The sequence below is a fragment of the Yoonia sp. F2084L genome, assembly GCF_023015625.1.
GTDB lineage: Bacteria > Pseudomonadota > Alphaproteobacteria > Rhodobacterales > Rhodobacteraceae > Yoonia.
Genome location: NZ_JALKAH010000002.1, coordinates 423,610 through 444,521, shown reverse-complemented (window position 1 = coordinate 444,521; position 20,912 = coordinate 423,610). Strand labels below are relative to the sequence as shown.

Sequence of the window (20,912 nt, the reverse complement as noted above, 5' to 3'; positions counted from 1 at the left end):
GGACATCGCGTCGTGATGCAGCGCCTTGCGGCGTTGCGTCTGCGTTTGCCTGAAAGCTACGGTTCCTTCTTTACTGCTCCACCCGTTTCGGGCGACGCACCGCAGCTCATGGCGCTTTGCGTTGACCTGATGCGCAAGCAGCATTCTGCGCTCCCGTTCGAGGCGCTGACCCCGCACGAGCGGAAAATGGTGTTGCATGCCCATGCAGTCGACGTGCTGCCCGGCTGGATGTCACGCTATGCGTCACTTTGGCTTTCGCCGCAAAATCGCAGGCTGGTGGGGCAGTTGCGCGATATCAAGTCGTCGCGCCCGAACCTGCCAAAGGTGCATTTCGGCGCTATCAAGCATCAACAACAATTGCGTTCCGCCTCGAAAAGTTAGACACCAGCGGCTATGTCGCAGCCGCATCGCACCAATCACCTTTTATACTTTGCCGCCGCCTTTGGGACAGGCGGGCTTTTGTCGTTGATGGTGCTTTTCAACGGAACATTGGCTGCTTACGGCTCGCTTTTCTTTGCGTCATGGGTGCCGCATCTGACCGGGACGCTTGCGGCATTGCTATTCCTGTTGATCCTCAAGCCCAAACGCGCAGAGGCCGCGCGCCCACCGCTGTGGGTCTATCTTGGGGGCGTGTCAGGCGCGATTACCGTTATGCTGACATCCGCCGCGCTGAACAGCGCTTTGGCCTTGTCTGGCACCATTGCACTGGGGCTCGCGGGACAGATGGTATTTAGCCTATTTGCAGACATCCGTGGCCTGTTTGGACTGCCGCAGCGCACCCCGACCCCGCGCGACTACATCGCGCTGTTTCTGATCATCTCGGGCAGCCTGATCCTGATTTTCTTCGGAAGTGGCACATGATCTGGTTTGCCACTCTTGCGATCCTTGCCGGTGTACTGGTGTCGCTCAGCCGCCAGATTAACGGACGGTTGGCGCTGTCCACCTCTGCGATGGAGTCCTCGTTCTGGAACCATATCGTCGGGCTGGTTTTTATCACTGCGGTTGCGCTTTTGGTTGGCGGTCTTTTTGCTGGTGAACCCACTGCGTCGCCTTGGTGGGCCTATCTGGGTGGCCCGGTCGGCGTGATCTTTATCGCGGCAGGCAGTTGGCTGATTGCGCGTATCGGTGCCGCGCAAACCGCCTTGCTGATCATCGCCGGACAAATGATTTCGGGGGTTGTCCTTGATATCATCATGGGCGCGCCCGGTGACCTGTGGGCGCGCACCTTGGGTGTCGGTTTGATCCTGGCGGGCATGTGGGTCGCCCAAGGCGGCAAGCGGTCGGCCTAGTCGTCGCTGTCCGCGTTCATCTTTGCGATGCCTGCGACACCTGAATTGCCAAGTTCAACAGTCGCGAATGGCCCACCAATGCACAGATTGGCGAGGTCCTTGTTATCCAAAGGTGGCGTGCCCGCGAACACCTCTTTGGCAAAGACCTCTGCATTATCTTTCGGCCGGTAACCCAGATGGCCTGCCTTGGCATTATCTACGACAGCGCGGTCATTGTTGGAAATACCATAGACAATCGAAAAGCCCACAACGGGGCTGTCCACAGACCGTTCAACCAGATGGATCAGATCGTCATAGGACAACCACGTCCCGATGCTGCGCGCGTTGGTCGCTGGCGCACAAGAGAAGATGCGCAGGCACACCGCCTCGATCCCGCGCTTGTCCCAATAGAGGCTGGCAAGGTCTTCGCTGAAGCATTTGGCAAGCCCATAGTAGGTATCCGGGCGATGCGGGGCATCCAGCCCGATCGTGTCGGTTTTCTTGTGCATACCCACGGCGTGAACAGAGCTGGCATAGACAACGCGTTTGACGCCGCCGCGATAGGCCGCCTCCCAGACATTATAGGCCCCGATGATGTTGGATTGCAGGATATCATCCCAAGCGGCCTCATCCGCGATTGCGCCGAAGTGGACCACCATATCGGCCCCGTCGATGATCTTTAGCATCGCATCAAGGTTTGACAGATCAGCCTGCACATAGGTCTCACCTTTCTGCAATTCCCCAATGTCGTCTGCAATATCGGTCGAAACCAGTTCATCGCACATCTTTTTCAAAGGCCCGCGCAGGCGGGACCCAAGGGCGCCCGCAGCCCCTGTCAAAACAAGTTTCTTCATGTATTTTCCTTTCCGGTGGCCACGCGCATTTGCGCAAGCAGGGCATCGGCCCCTTTGGCCAGTAAATTCGTATCCGTGCCGCAGGCCACAAATGTGAAGCCCTCGGCAAGCAGCTTTTGCGCGAATGCAGGATCAGTGACCAAAGTACCAACCGCAATACCCGCATCCATCAGCTTGCGCGCGGCAGGCAAGATCAGGTTCCAGACCTCATCTGACATATGCTTGCCCAACAGTCCCATATCCGCGGCGATATCGGCGGGGCCGAAGAACACGCCATCAACGCCATCCACTTGGCCAATCTGCAAGGACTGTGCGACAGCTGACCGGGTTTCGACCTGCAAGATCACCGCCGTTTGATCATCAGCCTTGGCATAGTAATCCGTGATCCGGCCAAAGTTGTTGGCGCGGATGGATCCAGCAACGCCACGCACACCATTTGGCGGATAGCAACATGCGGCAACTGCCGCCTGCGCCTCGGCCACAGATTGCACCATCGGGAACAACAGCCCCGGCGCGCCCAAGTCCAGCAACCGCTTGACCATAACTGTGTCATTCCATGGCGGGCGCACGATGGCGGTCGACCCATGCGGCGCAATCGCCTGTAGCTGCCCTAAAACCGTGCCCATATCGCTGGGCGCATGTTCCATATCGACCAGCAGCCAGTCGTAGCCTGCACCAGCCACAACCTCGGCGGCGTAGTTGCTCGACATGCTGACCCAAAGGCCGATTTGCTGGCGACCCTCGCGGACAGCGGCAAGGAACGCGTTGGGAGTCATCTTCATATCACGGCCTTTTCAACAAATTTCTCGCCCTTATCGATCCGGTCATAGTTGAACGGGCTGAGGTCGAGCGCGCGATATTCACCGTAAGCAATCAGTTCCGCCGTCCCGCGCCCCATGGCAGGCGATTGTTGGAAACCGTGACCCGAGAAACCATTCACGAAGATGAAGTTTTCAACTTCGGTATGCGGCCCCAAAATCGCGTTCTGGTCGAAGGTGTTGTAGGCGTAATGCCCCGCCCATGAATTGCGCAGCTTGATCGCCTCGAACTGCGGAATGCGGCTTGCGAGGATCGGCCAGACCTTATCTTCCCAGATCCTGTGATCCTGCATGAAGTCATCATAGTCGACCGCCGGGTCCTCATCCGGGGGGCAACCCGCCAAATAATAGGTGCCATCGGTGCGCATGTGCACGCCGGAGGGGTCAATCGTCAGTGGCAGATCGCGATCAAGCGGCTTTTCCGCCTCAAAGATGAAGGTATAGCGCTTGCGCGGCTCCACCGGGATTTCGATACCCGCCATGCGGGATGTCAGCACGGCGCGTGGGCCTGATGCGTTGACCACCGCACCGCAGCTGATCACTTCGCCGGACTTCAGGATAACGCTTTCAACTTTGGTGCCCGCAGCGTTGCGGTTCATGGCGATAACCTCATTGGTAAGGTATTCTACACCACGCTCCTTGGCGGACCTTTTCCACCAATCAAACAGCGTGTTGCCATCAAAGTAACCTTCATCCACCAGATTGTGGTTCGCCGCGACAATATCATCGAGGTTATAGAATGGATAATCGGCAGCAATCTCATCGCGTGTCATGTGTTTGGTTCCAGCACCGCAGGCGGCCTGCAATTTCTGGCTTTCGCGCAAGGTCGCGGCGAAGTCTTCGTTGTCGGCCAGATACATGTAGCCATAGCTTTGCAATACGACGTCCGGCACGCGTGGGTCACCGCCCATATAGTCGCGGAAGTTCTTCACGAAATCAGCGGCGAATTGTGACACGCGCACGTTGATTGCCGCGCTGAATTGCTGACGCATGCAGGAATTGGTGTGCGAAGTAGACGTGAACTCATAAGTCGGGTCACGTTCCACCACAAGGATCGAACCATCAAAATCCGGGTTGTCCGTCAGGAACCATGCGACAGACGACCCATACATCGCTCCGCCCACGATCACGACGTCATAGCTGGTCTTGGCGGGCGCCTGCGTCATGCGGTTTCTCCCTTCGCTGTGGCGGCCAGAACAGCGTCCACCGCAGCCGCGCTCATCCCATAATCCTCGCGGGCAGCTTCGGCGGAAATATAGCCGCGCGCAAGATCGCGTTTGACCAATGCAGGGTCCCGTTGCGACGCATCGCCGTATCCTGCACCGCCGGGAAACGCGAGCATCACGCGCCGGCCCTCTGGCACATCCTGCTTGCCTTTGCCTTGCATGCGCGTGCCGTCATCCTGTGCGATGGTTGTGGGCGCACCGTCCTGCCCGCCTTGGCGTCCGCGCGCGGGATGATCGACGCGGTCGAACATGGCGGAGAAGTCAAACTCGTGCCCTGCGGTGGCACCCACCTCCATATATTGGCCCAAACCGCCACGGTACTCACCCGCGCCACCGCTGTCGGGGCGCAGCTCCTTACGCCAGATGATCACGGGTCCGGTGTGTTCCGTCGCCTCAATCGGCATGGTCATGACGCCAGAAGGAAAGGCCGTCGCGTTCAAGCCATCCACCGTCGGGCGCGCACCCGCGCCGCCAGAATTGAAGGTCAGCACCTCGGACCGTCGCCCCGATTTGCCCGGCGCGGGGCGCAGTGAAACCTGGAAATTGCACAGGCACCCAGCCCCTTCGGCAGGCACGGTCGCAGGCAATATCTTGTCCAGCGCGTCATAGACCGTATCGGGGATCATATGCCCGATCACGTGGCGCAAGGCGACGGGGGCCGGGTGGACGGCGTTGACGATGCTGTTTTCCGGGGCCGAGATCGTGAATGGGGCCAGCGATGCGGCATTGTTCGGGATTTCCGGGGCTACCGCACATTTGAGCGCATAGCAGGCGTAGGCCTTGGTATAAACCAGCGGCACGTTGATGCCCTTCTTGTCCAATCCAGAGGTGCCAGTGAAATCGCAATGCATCCGGTCTTCTGAGATGGTCAGCTTTACCTTCAGATCAATCGGCGTGGCAAAGCCGTCAATCCGCATCTCGCCCGTCGCGCTCTCGCGTGGCAGGGCTGCAATCCGCTCCAATGTCGCCCGGCGCGAGTTTTCGAGGATGAAGTCGCCGATGCCTTCCAGATCAACGAGGTCGAACTCATCCATCATCTCGACCAAGCGGCGATGCCCAATCTCATTACAGGTCGCCAGCGCGTACATATCACCAACCAGTTGATCCGGTTCGCGCACGTTGCCACGGACGATGCGGATGAGCGTTTCATCGACGGTGCCACGATCCGCAAACTTCATGATCGGAATATAGAGGCCTTCTTCATAGACGCTCGCCGCATCTGCACCAAAACCGCGCCCGCCAATATCGACGACATGTGCCGTACAGGCGAAAAAGCCCACGTGCTGGCCCTTATGAAAAGAAGGGCTGACCACGGTGACGTCATGCAGATGCCCGGTGCCTTCCCATGGATCATTGGTGATGTAGACGTCACCTTCGTTGATGTTCTGACGCCCGATGCGACGGATGAAATGGGCAACAGCGTCGGCCATCGCATTCACATGGCCGGGGGTGCCGGTGACGGCCTGCGCCAGCATCAGCCCTTCGGCATTGTAGACACCGGCAGACAGGTCACCTGCTTCACGCACGGAAGTGGAGAAAGCCGTCCTCACTAGCGCCTGCGCCTGTTCTTCCACGACCGAGATCAGGCGGTTCCACATCACTTGGTAGGCAACATTGCTCATGTCCGTTTCTCCGTGATGTCGATGGTGCCGTCGGGGCGTGCGATGGCTGTGCGGCTGTTGGGAATGACGATTGTGGTTTCATCCTCGGTGATCAACGCGGGGCCTGCGACCGTGTCGCCGGGGTTGAGCGTGCTGCGCAACACGACCGCCGCGTCGCTTGCTGTCCCCGCGGCCGGATCGAACAATGCGCGGGTGGAGGATATCGCCCCCGCCTGCCCTTTCGGTGTGTGAGAAAGCGGTTCGGCCAAGGCCGCCTCTGTCGTGGCGTTGACCGCCCAAACCGTGATTTCGATATCCATGCCAGCAACAGTGCGGCCAAAGAGTGTCGTATAGTCGGCCTCGAACAAGGTTTGGAACGTCGCTGCATCGGGGTTGGCCGCTTGATCGGCGGTCAGCGAGATCGGAATTTCCCAGCCCTGCCCGGTGTAGCGCATATAGACCTTGTATTCCGCGTTGATCGGGGCTGTGGCGTCACAGGTGCGCACAAATCCGGTCGCTTCGGTTTCCAATTCACTCAGCAAAGTCTTCACGATGTCTGGCGCAAAATCGGATAGTTTCATGTAAACACTGCGGGTCGCTTCAAAGCTGAATGGCGCGCGCAGAAAGCCAATGGCAGAGCCAACACCTGCCCCTGTTGGCACCAGCAAACGATCCACGCCCAGCTTTTCACACAAGCGCCCCGCGTGCAGCGGGGCGGCACCACCAAATGCGATCATGGTATAGTCGGAAAGGTCCTCGCCATTCTCAACCGCATGCACGCGAGCGGCATTCGCCATGTTTTCATCGACGACCTCGGCCAGGCCAAAGGCAGCTGTCTGCGCGTCCATGTCCAAGGGTGCACCCAAGGTGCTGAGCGCTTTAGTGGACGCATCGCCGTCGAGCTTAATGGAGCCACCGGCGAAATTGTCAGGGTCAAGCTTACCCAATGTCAGGTCCGCATCGGTGACCGCAGGGCGTTCGCCACCGCGTCCGTAGCAGGCGGGCCCGGGCTCTGACCCCGCGCTTTCCGGCCCGACGCGGATTTGGCGCATGCCATCCACATGGGCAAGGCTGCCGCCGCCTGCCCCTATTTCGACCATGTCGATTACGGGGATCGAAATGGGCATGCCGGACCCTTTTTTGAAGCGATAGGTGCGGGCGACCTCAAACACACGCGCTGTTTTTGGGGTTTGGTTCTTAATCAGGCAAATCTTGGCTGTTGTACCGCCCATATCGAAGGACAGCACTTTATTCAGCCCATAGCGCGCCGCGATATTGGCAGCAAAGACAGCGCCCCCCGCAGGGCCAGATTCGACCAAGCGGATCGGAAAATCGGCCGCACTTTTTAGGCTGATAATGCCACCGCCTGAATGCATCAGGAAGATCGGGCAGGCAGCACCCTCATCCGCCAAACGGCCCTCAAGACGCCCCAAGTAGGATTTCATCAAAGGCTTGATGTAAGCGTTCGCAACGGTCGTATTGAACCGCTCGTATTCGCGCATTTGCGGCGAAACTTCGGAAGAGAGCGAAATCATCACATCCGGTAGCTTCTGCGCAAACACATCGCGGATCATCTGTTCATGGCTGTCGTTCAGATAGGCGTGAATCAGGCCAATTGCGATGCTTTCAAAACCGTATGATTTCATCTGATCAGCAAGTGCTTCAACTTCAGCACGCGCCAGTGGGATGAGCACATTGCCCTGTACATCCATGCGTTCTTTCAGCGTGAACCGATGCTGACGGGGCAAAAGCGGCTCTGGCAGTTGCAGGTTCAGATCATATTGCTCAAACCGGCTTTCGGTGCGCATTTCGATGACATCGCGAAAGCCCATCGTTGTGATCAACGCGGTCTTTGCCCCGCGCCGTTCAATCAAGGCGTTGGTAGCGAGCGTGGTGCCGTGAATGATTTGGGCAATGCGCGCAGGCGTGATCCCAGCCTTGGCGCAAACCTGATGCATCCCATCAATGATGGCATCTTCGGGGGCCGCATAGGTGGTCAGAACTTTGGTCGAGTACTGGTCTTGACCCACCTCCAGCACGACATCCGTAAAGGTGCCACCGATATCGACACCCATGCGTATCTGATGCTGCATCTATCCCGTCCTCGACATTTGAGAACAAGGTTAGGACAGGAGGATGATCACCGCCAATTGAATAATACGATTTATAAGATCAAGATTGCTGATCGAAGTCTTGAGCAACCTGCACTGCAATTGCAGCAGCGTCAGCTACCAACCGCGGCGCGCGCTCGGCATCGTAACGCGCAAAAAAATGCAAGGGTTCCGGTGTCCATGCATGGTCAATCTGCTTCAAAGCACCCGTCTGGATGTCTTGCGCGACCATCGCCGCTGGTAGGATAGCGACGCCCATGCCATCGACGCTCATGGTTTGGCAGGCCGCAAGATTGGTCGATGGCACAAGGCATGGGGATAAATCGCGGCGCGCGGCAAAATACGCCGCAACCTCTTCATAAAGCCGGGTGTCGCGGGCGTGGGTCAGGATCGGCTGCGCGGCCAGCGCCTCAATCGTGAGTGTGTCTTCGGGCACCACATCAGGCGATGCGACCCAGATCAATTCATAGGCGCCGATTTCAATCTGACCCGTCGCAAGGCGGCTAAACGGCTCATTCTGCAAGGCCAGATCAAGGCTACGTTCAGCAAGACCTTTTTCCAGATTGACGGAAAAATCGACCGTGAGTTCGACCGACAACCGGGGATAGACCTGCTTTAACTGACGCAAATAGGCGCGCAGCCATGTGTGCACGATCATCTCGGTCACGCCAAGGCGCAGTGTGCCCTCAATCAGGCTTTTCTGATCTGCCGCAGCGACCAAAGCATCAGTGGCGTCTAGCACCCGGCGCGCATGTGTCAGCAGGTCTTGCCCTTTGCCCGTCAGCCGCACAGACCCCGCATCGCGTGTCATCAATGTTGTACCAAGCGCCTGTTCAAGTCCGGCAATGCGGGCCGAAATGTTGGGCTGCGTCGTATTCAGTCGTTCTGCTGCGCGCCGAAAACTTTGCAGATCGGCGACCCAGACAAAGGCTTCGAGTTGTTTAAGGTTGAAGCGCATAAGGGGCTTTCTGACGGACATTTTCCATATGGATAAGGTCAAAAGGCGGGTTAGAACAGCCGTTTACACACGGCTCGCGACAAAGCCACAATCAACGGCTTGATTATAATTCGATGTCGTACTATATAGTGCGATATCGAATTATATGGAGATGACCGATGAATAGACGTAAGTTCCTTGCCCTGTCTGGTGGTGGCATCATCGTTGCCGCAACTGCGACAGTCGGCACAATTGCCAGCCGCACACCATCCGCCGCGATCGCACCTTGGGATCAGGCAGGCGTGATCTACAGTGAACCGCGCAAACGGGCACTGTCTTATGCAATCCTTGCCCCAAACCCCCACAACCGCCAACCTTGGATGGTGGATTTGTCGACGCCGGATCAGGTGATTTTGACCGTAGATACCGAACGGTTGTTGCCGCACACCGATCCGCTGAACCGCCAGATCACAATCGGGCTGGGCTGCTTTCTTGAATTGATGGTCATGGCGGCCGCCGAAGATGGCTATGCCGTCGATCTGGAGCTTTTTCCGCAAGGTTCCGACCTGTCCGGGCTGGATGATCGGCCGGTTGCAATCGCCACCTTCCGACAGGACCCAAATCAGGCAAAGGACCCCCTGTTCCAACACGTGATGCAGCGACGATCCAACAAAGAACCTTTTGACACGACACGCACCGTTGCACCTGAAACCATTGCCGCCATCGCCAGTGCAGCGGTCCATGGCAGCCGTGTTGCCGGTGATGCCTCAGCCCAAAGCATTGCAGCGCTGCGGACCTTAACCAATGAGGCCTTGGTCATAGAGATCGACACGCCGCATACGTTCAAGGAAAGCGTTGATCTCTTCCGGATCGGCAAGGCCGAGGTTGAGGCGAACCCCGACGGGATCGACTTTTCCGGACCGATGTTTGAAACGCTCGGTGCCTTTGGCCTGATGACCCGCGAAGGCACGCTGGATACGTCGTCTACGATGTTTGCGCAGGGTAAAGTGGCAGTTCTTGAAAATACCGACACGGCCATGGGTCATTTGTGGCAGGCCACCGCAGGCAATACACGCGTGGATCAAATCAACGCGGGCCGTGACTGGGTGCGCCTGAACCTTGCGGCTACGTCCCAAGGGGTCAGTATGCAACCGCTTAGTCAGGCCTTACAGGAATACCCTGAAATGGCAGATCACTATGCCAAAGTGCACCAGATGCTTGCGACAGAAGGCGAGACCGTGCAAATGCTGTGCCGGTTAGGCTATGGTATTGAAGTCGGACGCAGCCCGCGTTGGCCGCTGGAGGCGAAACTTGTGTAAGGGATATTATGGGCGACGATCATCGCGCGTTGTTTCAACTCTTTAACGAAGTTGGCATTATCAACCAGCTCAGCAGTGCGGTGTTTCAGGCCCGTTTGCCTGATGGACTGCATATCTCGCATTTTTCGGTGCTCAATCACCTTGTCAGACTGGGCGATGGCAAAACACCCCTTGCCATCGCCAATGCGTTTCAGGTGCCCAAGACAACAATGACCCACACGCTTGCCGTGTTGGAAAAGCGGGGCCTGATCCGCATGGCACCCCACGAAACGGACGGACGCAGCAAGGTTGTCTTTCTGACGGATGCAGGGCGCGAAATGCAAGCGACGGCGATTGATGCGATGGCCGAGCCATTGGCGAAAATGGTCGGTGATCTGGGTGAGGACGCGATCATACCGCTACTGCCCGCGCTTGAGAGAATTCGGACATATCTGGACGAAAATCGTGGTTTGTAAACGCAGTTGATCAATGAAAATCCCGCGACTTCGGGATCACCCGCACATCGCGGGGATGCCTTCCACGGGGATCATGCGGGATGGATTTCCTGACCTCATCGGCATGTGCCAAGGGCGGTTCCATCTGATCATGCGACAGCCTTTCCAGCGCGTCACTCCGGTCGGTCAGATGATTGGCGACCACATGGATCACGTCTTCGCTGCGCTGCACCACCCCTGCCACATCAATCACACGGGCGCGCATGATGACCTTGCGAAAAGCCTCCATCACTTTGGGCCAGACCACCAGATTGGCGACACCTGTCTCATCCTCAACCGTGATAAAGCACACGCCCTTGGCACTGCCGGGACGTTGGCGGATCAACACAATCCCGGCGAGTTTGATTTTCTGACCATTGCGCAAATGCTCCAGCATGCGGGTCGGGGTGTAGCCCTGTTTGTCCATGCTCTTGCGTAAAAATGACATGGGATGCGCCTTCAAAGAAAGGCGGGTCGTCTGATAATCGGCAACCACATGTTCGCAAATAGGCATTTGTGGCAGATCGAACCGGACCTCGGCCCCTTCATCCTTTTCCTCTGCAAACAACGGCAGATCCGGCGCATCACGCAAGGCCCGCGCATCCCACAGCGCCTGCCTGCGGTCCAATGTCATTGACCTTACCGCATCCGCCGCCGCCAGCTTGCGCATCGTGCCTGCATCCAGTTTTGCGCGCTTTTTGAGGTCTTTGAGATCTTCAAACGGAGATACGCGTGCATCCATAATGCGCTGCGCCATATCCTGACGGACACCATCAATCTGACGCAGACCCAGACGTACAGCGAATTGACCGGGGGCAATGGGTTCAAGCGTATTGTCCCAATCGCTGTAATTGACATCCGGCGCACGCACGATTTTACCGTGCTCGCGCGCATCGCGGACGATCTGGGCGGGGGCGTAAAACCCCATCGGTTGCGCATTCAGCAGGGCCGCGCAGAAGACATCCGGGTAGTGGCATTTGATCCAGCTAGAGACATAGACCAGATGCGCAAAACTGGCGGCATGGCTTTCGGGAAAGCCGTAATCACCAAAGCCCTTGATCTGGTTGAAACAGCGGTGTGCAAATTCAGGATCATAGCCGCGCCGGATCATGCGGCCGACCATTTTCTCTTCCAGTTCGCCAATCGTACCGCGCGACCGGAAGGTCGCCATCGCCTTGCGTAGCTGATTGGCTTCATCAGGCGAAAACTCTGCTGCAACCATCGCGACCTTCATCGCTTGTTCCTGGAAAATCGGGACACCTTTGGTGCGCTGCAACACCTTGCGCAGCTCATCAGGGTCATGTTCTGGCCCCGGGGAAGGGTAGTCCTCAGGCTCGATCCCGCTACGCCTGCGCAGATACGGATGCACCATATCCCCTTGAATCGGGCCGGGGCGGACGATGGCGACCTGAATGACCAGATCGTAGAACTCACGCGGTTTCAGCCGGGGCAGCATGTTCATCTGTGCGCGGCTTTCGACCTGAAACACCCCCAGACTGTCGCCCTTGCACAGCATGTCATAGGTGACGGGGTCTTCCTGGGGGATGCTGGCAAGCGTGAACCGTTTCCCATAATGCGCATCAATCAGATCAAAGGCTTTGCGGATACAGGTCAGCATCCCCAGCGCCAGCACATCGACCTTCAGAATGCGCAGCTCATCAATATCGTCCTTGTCCCATTCGATGAAACTGCGCTCCGGCATGGCGCCGTTGCCGATGGGCACCGTCTGGGTCAGCTTTTTCTCGGTCAAGATAAAGCCGCCAACATGCTGGCCCAGATGACGCGGCATCCCGATCATCTGATCGGCCAGTTTGATGGTGCGCGCCATCAGCGGATCACGCAGATCAATCCCCGCCTCTGCCGCTTCCTTCGCCCCCACTTCGCGGCCCCATGACCCCCAGATCGTTTTGGACAATGCCGTGGTGATATCCTCGGACAGGCCCATGACCTTGCCCACCTCGCGCACCGCCATACGGGGGCGGTAGTGGATCACGGTGGCACAAAGGGCCGCGCGGTCGCGCCCGTATTTGTCGTAGATGTGCTGGATCACCTCCTCGCGCCGTTCATGTTCGAAGTCGACGTCGATATCGGGGGGTTCTTTGCGTTCTTCGCTGATAAACCGTTCAAACAGCAGGTCGTTTTTGTCGGGGTCTACGGCGGTAACACCAAGCACGTAACACACGGCGGAATTTGCCGCTGATCCCCTGCCTTGACACAGGATTGGTGGATCGCATTCGTAGCGGGCGTAGTTCACGATCTGATGGATCGTCAGGAAATACTGCGCGATCTCCAGCTTGGCGATCAAGGTCAGTTCCTTGCGCAAGGTGGTCTTGAGTGTCTCGGGCACACCATTGGGATAGCGCCATTTGGCCCCTTCCCACGTCAGTTCCTCAAGATATTCCTGCGGGGTCCGCCCCTCTGGCACGGTTTCCTGCGGGTATTCATAGGCCAGTTCGCGCAGGTCGAAGTTGCAGGCATCCGCCACGGTGCGGGTGGCTTGAATGGCATGCGGCCATTCCGCAAAGAGCCGCACCATTTGCGCAGGCGATTTCAGGTGCCGTTCGGCGTTGGCATCCAGCAAGAAGCCTGCTTTCTGGATCGTGGTTTTGTGCAGAATGCAGGTCATCACATCCTGCAAAGGGCGGCGGTCCGGGGCGTGATAATGCACATCGTTCGTCGCCAGAATGGACATACCGTTGGCGCGGGCCAGCGTATCAAGCCGGTTGATCCGCGCCCTGTCATCGCCGCGATAAAGGTAGCTGGCCGCGATATGTTGCAGCGTTGGCAGCGCGCGTTTGAGGCGGCTGAACCCGGCGCTGAAATGATCAAGGTCGGGACCCGGCAAGGCAATCAACTGCACGCCTGCGCTATGCTTGGCCAGATCATCCAGCGTAATGTCGCATTGGCCCTTGGCCTGCCATGCGCCATCAACATCCTGCATCTTTCCTTTTGAAAGCAGCGTACACAGCCGCCCATAAGCCGCGCGGTCGCGTGGGTAGGCAAGGAATTCTTCGCCCGTCGTCAGCTGCAAGCGGCAGCCGATGACCGGCGTGATCTGCGCCTTCAATGCTTCGGCATGCAACCGCACGACCCCCGCCATCGTGTTGAGGTCGGCACAGCCCAGTTTATCGTATCCCAGCACATTGGCCGTCGTCGCAAGGTCAACCGCATCTGACGCCCCGCGCAGGAAGGAAAAGCATGTGGTCACGCCAAGTTCTACAAAGGCCGCGCACGGGTTTGGGGTGAAGCCATCGTCTTCAATCGTGCGCCTTGGGCGTTGATTGTCCATTTCAGGCATGGACACCTCCATGCCTGTCAGGGCTCCGCCCGTGCGACGCGAAAACACGCCACTGGCGTGTTTTGTGATCGCGCCACAGCATCAGGCAAACATCCCATGCACAAACCAACGCGGATCACCGCCGCGGCCATCCTCATGCAAGCCTTCGCGGTAAAGCCAGAGCCGCAGCCCCGTCTGATCCTCAACCTTGAAGTAATCGCGCAAACGCGTCCCCGGGCGGTCTTTCCACCATTCCGGCGCGATCCGCTCTGGCCCGGCATAACGGGCAACACGGTGGGTTTGCCTGCGCCAGACAAACTGCGCAGGCGGACCTTCGGGGACCGCATAAAGCACGCGCACCTCTTCGGGATGATCCAGCAAACGCAACGGGCGTTCCTTGGTGAGAACGCCCCCCTCTTCAGGCTGATCCGCGAGGGCCGCAATCTGCGCCTCAGCCCGTTCTGGCACATGGCTTTGGCGCAGAATTGGCCGGGTTACAGCATGCGGGCCAAACTTTGCGCTGAGGCGATCAATCAACCGGGTCAGGTGCAGATCATCATCAGACCCACCATCCAGACGGTTCTGCCGCTCTTGCATTTCTTCCACAGCACCGGCGGCAAGCGTGATCAAATCAAAGCCAAAACCGGGATTGATCCGCTCAACCTTATCACGGAACAAACTATGCAGATGGGCCGCATCGCGGGTGGTCGCCGAGGTGGCCACATCCACATGGCTGACATCGCCATCGGTTTTATAGACGGTCAGATGTAGGCGGCGACACCCCATGCCAGCCTGTTTGAGCTGGGCGCATAGATCTTCGCACAGATCAGGAAGATAGGGCGTCGGATCAAAGATTGGTTCTGCCAAACGCGCCTGCACCCGAATGACCGGCTTTGCATCCACGCTTGAGACGGGTTCAGCCAGTTTTCCCATCATCTGATCCAGCCGCATCAGCGGATTGGCCTGCAACCCCGCTTTCACAAAACGGCGGGTCAGCGACAGGCGCGGGACATCCATGACCGCACCAATCGTTTTCAACCCCAAACGACGCAGCAAAAGAACCGTTGGATCATCCAAGCGCAGCCCCGTCACGGGCAAAGGCCCTAACTTGAAATATGCCTCATCCGGGCCGCAGATAGACCGCACAGGGCCGAACCGGGCCAAAGCCCAAGCCGCCGCCCAAGTCGGCGCGACCGCCAACTGCGCCGTCAGCCCCAGCAAGGACAGCTGCGTTTCCATCTCAACCAGCATCGCAGCTTCACCGCCCCACAGGTGATCCGCCCCGGTGGTATCCAAAATCAGCCCATCATCGCCATCACGCACCGTCCAAGGGCACCAGCGCCGCGCCCAAAGCACCAGCCGATCAAGGGCCGCATGATCCCCCGCCACATCGGCATATTCGACCTGCAATTCGGGACAAATCGCGCGCATATCCACCACACGGGACCCCGGCAGAATGCCCTCAATCCGGGCGGTGCGGTTGGCCGCATGAATAACCGGCCCATGCTGTCCTTCGCGGGCCAGCACCACAGGAACATCATCCGGCGGCGCGTTCCCGCACCGTTCCATCACGCGGGTCCACCGTTCGATCGCGAACTGGGGCAGACAGATCGACACGATCCGACGCCCGGTCATAGGTGGCCACCCATTGGCCGGGTTTGGACCGGCGCGAACGGAACAGATCGAGCGCCCAGCGCGGATGCCCCGGCGCCTGTGCGTCGTGCGGATGTGGGGCCGACGGCAAACTGGCGATACGCCAACGGTCGCGCGCGGCACTCAGATCGGGGCTGGCGGCGCGGCGGATCAGCCAGCAAGACACATCTGCGGCCTCGGCGCGCATGGCCAATCGCTTGGTGGCGGTAAAATCGAGTGCCGGTGGATCGCCCCAAATCTCGCCAATAACGGCCCCCAGAGCGCGGCAGCGCAACCCATCTTCCATCGCCCAAAGCACGTCTGAAGCGCGCGAAAGATCGACCATGATCACAGGGCGGTTGGCCGGCATCCCGGCCAGCGCAGGACGCCCGGCCTCCTTGCGCGACAGCCGGTCCTGCACCCAGAGGATAGGTGCGGTTGTGCAGGGTAAACGGGACAGGATGAACCCAAGCGCACCGGCATCGTTGGGTGTGCAAGGAAACGCTTCTGACAGGGTGTGGGTCATTGCAGCAGGGTGATCGCCCTGCCCCGCCAAACCTTTGTGCATACGAAGCAAACCCATACACGACACACCGAATCCATTTTAATGTTCACTATTTGTTCTATTTCATCTTTCCGTTTTTCGCAATGCCCGGGACACGGTGGAGTATAACTGCACGATCAGGGCGCTGACAAAACAGCATACAGATCAGTTTACACTTGTGATCCTAAGTTTGTTCCTGCTAGACGCGTCAGCGGAGACGTGGCCGAGTGGTCGAAGGCGCTCCCCTGCTAAGGGAGTAACGGGGAAACTCGTTCGAGGGTTCGAATCCCTTCGTCTCCGCCACCCACCACTTTCATTCAGTTCTGTTGGGACTCATTCAACCCCTTATGGGACTATTTTTGTTGATCAATCTGGCGCGAAAAGGTGGATTGTGCGTGTTACAGTGTGGGTTCCCGCCGGAAACCACTGCTTCTGAGATGAATGCTCTAATCAGGGCAAGTGACGTCCGCGATCTGACAGCAGAATCTCCAATGTCAAACAAGACTTGAGAGCGATTGCTGCGTCTCATCCAAGAACGCGGCGGCATTGCGAAGGCACCAAAGAACATCGGGAAGACCAAGCGAAGCGGCGCCAAGAAAGCCGTGACTGTAGGCTTGATGCTTGGAGCCATGTCCCAGACTCCATCCCCGATCTAACAGAACAAGATAAATACAGATTCCAGACTACGAGTGCTGTCTTGAAATACCTGGAGAAAGCACGCTTCAAGGCTAGTTCAGACGCTGCAAAGAAAACAACGAAGGCAAACGCCACATTGACCAAAACATAACTGCTGATAATCGTCAAAAGCGGATCAAATCTCGGTAACAACACCGGGTCCGTTCTCAGTGACATTCAACAACGCAGACCATATGGTCTGCGGACGCTGACCGCTTTAACACAAGCTAAGTAACGTCACTTGTAGACACACGTTGCGCCTATGATTGGGCGATACTGTCTCAACTTTGTTATCCAGCCAAGACCGACAATTTAGCAGGGGCGCATCCTGCTTTTGATGCCTTTGCCGCGCAGCTGGTAAGGTCGGCGGGGCATGACCGGGCTTTTGCGCTTGAATTCTTCGCTTTTGCTGGCCGCGTCAGATGGTTCTTTTGACACCACCGCTGCAATAAACGCAGCAACATCAAATTCACTGTCTTTGGCAGCCCGCGCGAGCGCCTTCTTCAGCGCACGGTTAGACAGCGCAAGAGTCACCTGCTCAACCAATGTACGCCGCATGCTCATATCCGCAGGTGGAACATAATCTTCAGCATTCTCAATAGTGGCGGGGGTCAGTCCAAAACCAGCCTCTTCCAGAAACAACCGTACGATAGGAGGTGATGAGGTTACAGCGTCAGCCGTTTCTTGATCGCGAAACACCGCCACCACGGCATTTGACCTGACCTCACCCTGATTGGTGACCGACCTATCTGCTGTGTTTTCAAGGGCGTCCTGCGAGCAGTCAGCAGAAAACATTTTAAAATCATAACGCAACATGCATTTTTACCAAATCTAGAAAATCAATACGTGCTTTTTAGCAAATGTGGCGAAAATGTGCAAAGAATTTGTTCGCCTTTGCCACAAATCAAAAGCATCGTCTGGCATGCTCAATGCCCGTAACGAATATCTTTGCGCTTTGCACTGCCGCCGCCGCATCACTACCACCTTCATCTTTCACAAACGCAGACGTCCACACGCCACGTGGTCGATTTCAAGCCGCCAAATTGACCTGCGACCGTGGTAATGGAACTTTCTAAACAAGGTCATAACGTTAATCCACTTCTGCAAATCAAACCTGTCCGCCACCTTAGCAATGACATCAGCTTCATATGCGGCCGGCTTCATAACCACTTCCCAACCCAGCACCAATTATCGACATCGTAGCTATCGCCCGATTGACGCACGTGGTCTGTAGGAAAAGTCACATAGGGAAAGTGACCGCAATCAGCCGTGCCGCGCCGCGATCGTCTTGAGTACGGAAAAGCCATAGAGCGCTTCGAACCCCTTTTCACGGCCATGGCCCGACAGGCCTGTTCCGCCAAATGGTAACTCGACCCCTCCGCCTGCACCGTAATTGTTGATAAACACCTGCCCGGCCCGCAGTGCCCGTGCCATCCGCATTTGCCGTGCGCCGTTTTCGGACCAGCAGGATGCGACCAACCCGAAATCGGTGCCATTCGCGATAGCGACGGCTTCGGCTTCATCCGCGAACGGGATGATCACTTGGACGGGGCCAAAAATCTCTTTCTGGGCCAGTGCATGATCGGGGGCGACATCGGTGAAAAGCGTTGGCGCGACATAAGCCCCGCCTGTTGGCGCATCTGTGACGATCTGCCCCCGCCCGACCACTTCAAGGTCCTCGCCTTGCGACAGGAATCCTTCGACAATTTCTTTCTGCCGGTTGGACACCAGAGGCCCGACATCAAGATCAGCCATCGCTGGGCCCGTGCGCAGTTGCCCGTAGCGTTCCGCCATTGCAGTCACAACCTGATCGTAAACGCCGTGTTGAACCAGGATGCGCGACGACGCGGAACAGGTTTGCCCCGCGTTCTGAATGCCTGCGTTCACAAGAAACGGCAGCGCTGCATTGATATCAGCATCATTGAACACCACCTGGGGCGATTTGCCGCCCAACTCAAGCGTCACAGGCACGACATTTGTACCGGCTGATTGCTGGATCAGTTTGCCGACCCCGACCGATCCGGTGAATGAGATATGGTTCACGCCCTTGTGGGCAGAAAGCGCAGCACCCGCTTCAGCCCCCAGCCCCGGCACAACGTTCAAAGCCCCGTCAGGCAACCCTGCCTTATGCGCGATCTCGGCGAATGCCAGTGCCGTCAGGCAGGCTTCTTCCGCAGGCTTTAACACAGAGGCATTGCCCATCGCCAAAGCGGCCCCCACGGATCGTCCGATGATTTGCATGGGATAGTTCCACGGGATGATGTGCCCGGTGACCCCATGTGGTTCGCGAAGCGTGTAGACGGTGTAACCATCCAGATAGGGGATCGTTTCACCATGCACCTTATCGGCGGCACCGCCATAGAATTCCATGTAACGGGCCAATGCCAGCACATCAGCTCGCGCTTGTTTCAGCGGCTTGCCAACATCCATTGCTTCCAATCGGGCAAGTTCATCGACATGGTCCAACACAGCACGACCAATCTTGGCCAACAGACGGCCACGCTCAGCCGCAGTCGCCTTGCCCCATTTGCCCGACAAAGCAGCATCCGCTGCGGCGACCGCGGCGTTGATATCTGCCGCCTGCCCGCGCGCAATTTCGCAAAGGGTGCTGCCGTCTGAGGGGTTAATCAGCGGAAGTGTTTCCCCTGAAAGCGGAGCGCCCCAAGCCCCTGCGATGAAGCAGTTGCTTGGGTCGATGTTAAGCGGCCTGACTGACATCTTTTTGCGTCAGTTGCCGTAAGCCACCGAAGGCAGCCATGTGACCAGCCAAGGGAACTCGAACACAATGAAGAGACCCAAGAGTTGCAACATCACAAACGGGATCACGCCTTTATAGATGTCACCAATGGTTACACCGGGTGGGCAAACGCCTTTGAGGTAGAACAGCGCAAAGCCCACCGGAGGGGTCAGGAACGAGGTTTGTAACGTCACCGCCACAAGGATCGCGAACCATGTAATGACCGGTGCTGCGACCTGCCCATAATCAGGAATATCTGCTTCGATCCCAAGCCCCTGAATGATCGGCAGCATCAGTGGCATGATGATGATCGTGATCTCGATCCAGTCCAGCAGGAAGCCCAGCAGGAACACGATAAACAAGATAAACAGGATGATCATATAAGGGTCATCAAAGACCGACAGAACCAGCCCTTCGATAATCTCATCCCCGCCATAACGGCGCAGGATGAAGGCAAAGAAGTTCGCCGCAAGGAAGATACCCACGATGTAGCCCGAGGTATTCAAGGTAGACCGGCTGACCTCACGCAGAACTTTCATGTTCAGGCGACCATTGAACAGCGCAAGGCCCGTCGCACCCAATGCACCAAGACCAGAGGCTTCGGTCGGTGTCGCGATACCGGCAAAGATAGAGCCCAGCACAAGCAAAATCAGGATCATTGGGGGGATGACGGCCAACAGCACTTCTTTGATGACGGGCCAGCCGACCTCTTCTGTCTTTTCCGGCACAGGCATCGCGCCAGGCTTGATCAAACCGTAGACCACGATGAATGTGATGTAGAGCGCACCAAGGATCAAACCGGGGATCAGCGCGCCCATGAACAGATCACCAAGGCTGATTGCCAATTGATCGGACATAATTACCAACATGATGGACGGCGGGATCAGAATCCCCAATGTCCCAGCAGAGGCGATTGTGCCAGTGGCAATGGGTTTGGAGTATTTTTGCTCCATCATCGCCGGCAAAGCCATCACGCCAAGCAGTGTAACCGACGCACCGATCACGCCCGTTGACGCGGCAAGGATGATACCGATCAGAAGAACCGTCAGCGACAGACCGCCGCGCAAGCTGCCAAACAGCTTTTGCATCGAATGCATCATGCGCTGCGCCACACCGGATTGGTCCAGCATCAGCCCCATGAAGATAAACATCGGCAAGGCGACCAAAACAGGGTTGTTGACCGTACTGCCGAATATCCGGCTCGAAAGTGCGCCTAAGCGCTGGTAGTCGATGCCGGTGCGATCAAACTCGATGATATCACGAAAATAGCTGCGGTTCGGATCAAGGAATGTTTCGGCAACCAAGACAAAGACAAGGCTGACACCGACCAGCGCCATCGCAACCGGGATGCCGCGGAACAGCATCCAGATAAACGTGATGAACATGGCGATAACCGCCACTTCGTTCAGGGTGAGGTATTGTCCAACAAATGAAAGCATG

General features: G+C 57.5%; 17 protein-coding genes and 1 tRNA gene. 6 read left to right on the top strand and 12 right to left on the bottom strand.

Annotation, left to right across the window (positions count from 1 at the left end; translation table 11 throughout):
- Nucleotides 1-15: 15 nt before the first annotated feature.
- Genes MWU60_RS07715 through MWU60_RS07705 form a run of 3 tightly spaced genes read left to right on the top strand, consistent with a single transcriptional unit; the run spans nucleotide 16 to nucleotide 1,289 of the window.
- On the top strand, nucleotides 16-381 hold the full coding sequence (locus tag MWU60_RS07715; protein ID WP_247226663.1) for a hypothetical protein: 366 nt from the start codon (nucleotides 16-18) through the stop codon (nucleotides 379-381).
- A 12-nt stretch (nucleotides 382-393) separates the two neighbouring features.
- Nucleotides 394-861 carry a DMT family transporter gene (locus tag MWU60_RS07710; RefSeq protein ID WP_247226662.1) on the top strand — a complete coding sequence of 156 codons (468 nt, stop codon included), beginning with the start codon at nucleotides 394-396 and terminating at the stop codon, nucleotides 859-861.
- Nucleotides 858-1,289: a DMT family transporter gene (locus tag MWU60_RS07705; protein ID WP_247226661.1), complete on the top strand. Its 432-nt coding sequence runs from the start codon at nucleotides 858-860 to the stop codon at nucleotides 1,287-1,289. The genes MWU60_RS07710 and MWU60_RS07705 overlap by 4 nt, the downstream gene beginning before the upstream one ends.
- Here the strand turns inward: MWU60_RS07705 and MWU60_RS07700 are convergent.
- The 6 genes from MWU60_RS07700 to MWU60_RS07675 form a co-directional block, all read right to left on the bottom strand.
- Nucleotides 1,286-2,122 (bottom strand): NAD(P)-dependent oxidoreductase, encoded by an 837-nt coding sequence (locus MWU60_RS07700; RefSeq protein ID WP_247226660.1) that lies wholly within the window; start codon nucleotides 2,120-2,122, stop codon nucleotides 1,286-1,288. The genes MWU60_RS07705 and MWU60_RS07700 overlap by 4 nt on opposite strands.
- Nucleotides 2,119-2,904: an aldolase/citrate lyase family protein gene (locus MWU60_RS07695; RefSeq protein ID WP_247226659.1), complete on the bottom strand. Its 786-nt coding sequence runs from the start codon at nucleotides 2,902-2,904 to the stop codon at nucleotides 2,119-2,121. The genes MWU60_RS07700 and MWU60_RS07695 overlap by 4 nt, the downstream gene beginning before the upstream one ends.
- Entirely contained in the window at nucleotides 2,901-4,106 is a 1,206-nt protein-coding gene (locus tag MWU60_RS07690; RefSeq protein ID WP_247226658.1) for an FAD-binding oxidoreductase, read from the bottom strand. Before MWU60_RS07690 ends, MWU60_RS07695 begins: the two co-directional genes overlap by 4 nt.
- Nucleotides 4,103-5,788: a hydantoinase B/oxoprolinase family protein gene (locus MWU60_RS07685; protein WP_247226657.1), complete on the bottom strand. Its 1,686-nt coding sequence runs from the start codon at nucleotides 5,786-5,788 to the stop codon at nucleotides 4,103-4,105. The genes MWU60_RS07690 and MWU60_RS07685 overlap by 4 nt, the downstream gene beginning before the upstream one ends.
- On the bottom strand, nucleotides 5,785-7,860 hold the full coding sequence (locus MWU60_RS07680; RefSeq protein ID WP_247226656.1) for a hydantoinase/oxoprolinase family protein: 2,076 nt from the start codon (nucleotides 7,858-7,860) through the stop codon (nucleotides 5,785-5,787). The genes MWU60_RS07685 and MWU60_RS07680 overlap by 4 nt, the downstream gene beginning before the upstream one ends.
- Nucleotides 7,861-7,939: 79 nt before the next feature.
- On the bottom strand, nucleotides 7,940-8,836 hold the full coding sequence (locus MWU60_RS07675) for a LysR family transcriptional regulator (protein WP_247226655.1): 897 nt from the start codon (nucleotides 8,834-8,836) through the stop codon (nucleotides 7,940-7,942).
- 158 nt (nucleotides 8,837-8,994) lie between these two features.
- Between MWU60_RS07675 and MWU60_RS07670 the strand changes: the two genes are divergently transcribed.
- Both MWU60_RS07670 and MWU60_RS07665 read left to right on the top strand, forming a co-directional pair.
- Entirely contained in the window at nucleotides 8,995-10,134 is a 1,140-nt protein-coding gene (locus tag MWU60_RS07670) for a twin-arginine translocation pathway signal protein (RefSeq protein ID WP_247226654.1), read from the top strand.
- An 8-nt stretch (nucleotides 10,135-10,142) separates the two neighbouring features.
- Nucleotides 10,143-10,589, top strand: coding sequence for a MarR family transcriptional regulator (locus MWU60_RS07665; protein WP_247226653.1), 447 nt, complete (start codon nucleotides 10,143-10,145; stop codon nucleotides 10,587-10,589).
- Nucleotides 10,590-10,599: 10 nt separating this feature from the next.
- Here the strand turns inward: MWU60_RS07665 and MWU60_RS07660 are convergent, their stop codons facing one another.
- The 3 genes from MWU60_RS07660 to MWU60_RS07650 form a co-directional block, all read right to left on the bottom strand.
- Nucleotides 10,600-13,905 (bottom strand): error-prone DNA polymerase, encoded by a 3,306-nt coding sequence (locus MWU60_RS07660; RefSeq protein ID WP_247226652.1) that lies wholly within the window; start codon nucleotides 13,903-13,905, stop codon nucleotides 10,600-10,602.
- Between the two features lie 81 nt (nucleotides 13,906-13,986).
- The gene (locus tag MWU60_RS07655; RefSeq protein WP_247226872.1) at nucleotides 13,987-15,453 is read right to left on the bottom strand and encodes a DNA polymerase Y family protein; all 1,467 of its coding nucleotides are present in this window, start codon (nucleotides 15,451-15,453) and stop codon (nucleotides 13,987-13,989) included.
- Nucleotides 15,422-16,099: a hypothetical protein gene (locus tag MWU60_RS07650; RefSeq protein WP_247226651.1), complete on the bottom strand. Its 678-nt coding sequence runs from the start codon at nucleotides 16,097-16,099 to the stop codon at nucleotides 15,422-15,424. The genes MWU60_RS07655 and MWU60_RS07650 overlap by 32 nt, the downstream gene beginning before the upstream one ends.
- Nucleotides 16,100-16,273: 174 nt before the next feature.
- On the opposite strand from MWU60_RS07650, the gene MWU60_RS07645 reads away from it, so the two are divergent.
- A tRNA-Ser gene (locus MWU60_RS07645) sits at nucleotides 16,274-16,363 on the top strand.
- 684 nt (nucleotides 16,364-17,047) lie between these two features.
- Here MWU60_RS07645 and MWU60_RS07640 read toward each other — a convergent pair.
- The 3 genes from MWU60_RS07640 to MWU60_RS07630 form a co-directional block, all read right to left on the bottom strand.
- Nucleotides 17,048-17,530 (bottom strand): hypothetical protein, encoded by a 483-nt coding sequence (locus tag MWU60_RS07640; RefSeq protein ID WP_247226650.1) that lies wholly within the window; start codon nucleotides 17,528-17,530, stop codon nucleotides 17,048-17,050.
- Between the two features lie 468 nt (nucleotides 17,531-17,998).
- Nucleotides 17,999-19,453 carry an aldehyde dehydrogenase family protein gene (locus MWU60_RS07635; protein ID WP_247226649.1) on the bottom strand — a complete coding sequence of 485 codons (1,455 nt, stop codon included), beginning with the start codon at nucleotides 19,451-19,453 and terminating at the stop codon, nucleotides 17,999-18,001.
- A gap of 9 nt (nucleotides 19,454-19,462) precedes the next feature.
- Nucleotides 19,463-20,911, bottom strand: a complete 1,449-nt coding sequence (locus MWU60_RS07630) for a TRAP transporter large permease subunit (protein WP_247226648.1) — start codon at nucleotides 20,909-20,911, stop codon at nucleotides 19,463-19,465.
- Nucleotide 20,912 lies beyond the last annotated feature (1 nt).

Bases quoted from the DNA above. Each gene is read 5' to 3' on its own strand.
- MWU60_RS07660 (WP_247226652.1), bottom strand. From the start codon at position 13,905: ATGCCTGAAATGGACAATCAACGCCCAAGGCGCACGATTGAAGACGAT.
- MWU60_RS07695 (WP_247226659.1), bottom strand. From the start codon at position 2,904: ATGAAGATGACTCCCAACGCGTTCCTTGCCGCTGTCCGCGAGGGTCGC.
- MWU60_RS07705 (WP_247226661.1), top strand. From the start codon at position 858: ATGATCTGGTTTGCCACTCTTGCGATCCTTGCCGGTGTACTGGTGTCG.
- MWU60_RS07665 (WP_247226653.1), top strand. From the start codon at position 10,143: ATGGGCGACGATCATCGCGCGTTGTTTCAACTCTTTAACGAAGTTGGC.
- MWU60_RS07715 (WP_247226663.1), top strand. From the start codon at position 16: ATGCAGCGCCTTGCGGCGTTGCGTCTGCGTTTGCCTGAAAGCTACGGT.
- MWU60_RS07675 (WP_247226655.1), bottom strand. From the start codon at position 8,836: ATGCGCTTCAACCTTAAACAACTCGAAGCCTTTGTCTGGGTCGCCGAT.
- MWU60_RS07640 (WP_247226650.1), bottom strand. From the start codon at position 17,530: ATGTTTTCTGCTGACTGCTCGCAGGACGCCCTTGAAAACACAGCAGAT.
- MWU60_RS07690 (WP_247226658.1), bottom strand. From the start codon at position 4,106: ATGACGCAGGCGCCCGCCAAGACCAGCTATGACGTCGTGATCGTGGGC.
- MWU60_RS07685 (WP_247226657.1), bottom strand. From the start codon at position 5,788: ATGAGCAATGTTGCCTACCAAGTGATGTGGAACCGCCTGATCTCGGTC.
- MWU60_RS07700 (WP_247226660.1), bottom strand. From the start codon at position 2,122: ATGAAGAAACTTGTTTTGACAGGGGCTGCGGGCGCCCTTGGGTCCCGC.
- MWU60_RS07650 (WP_247226651.1), bottom strand. From the start codon at position 16,099: ATGGGTTTGCTTCGTATGCACAAAGGTTTGGCGGGGCAGGGCGATCAC.
- MWU60_RS07680 (WP_247226656.1), bottom strand. From the start codon at position 7,860: ATGCAGCATCAGATACGCATGGGTGTCGATATCGGTGGCACCTTTACG.
- MWU60_RS07670 (WP_247226654.1), top strand. From the start codon at position 8,995: ATGAATAGACGTAAGTTCCTTGCCCTGTCTGGTGGTGGCATCATCGTT.
- MWU60_RS07635 (WP_247226649.1), bottom strand. From the start codon at position 19,453: ATGTCAGTCAGGCCGCTTAACATCGACCCAAGCAACTGCTTCATCGCA.
- MWU60_RS07710 (WP_247226662.1), top strand. From the start codon at position 394: ATGTCGCAGCCGCATCGCACCAATCACCTTTTATACTTTGCCGCCGCC.
- MWU60_RS07630 (WP_247226648.1), bottom strand. From the start codon at position 20,911: ATGCTTTCATTTGTTGGACAATACCTCACCCTGAACGAAGTGGCGGTT.
- MWU60_RS07655 (WP_247226872.1), bottom strand. From the start codon at position 15,453: ATGGAACGGTGCGGGAACGCGCCGCCGGATGATGTTCCTGTGGTGCTG.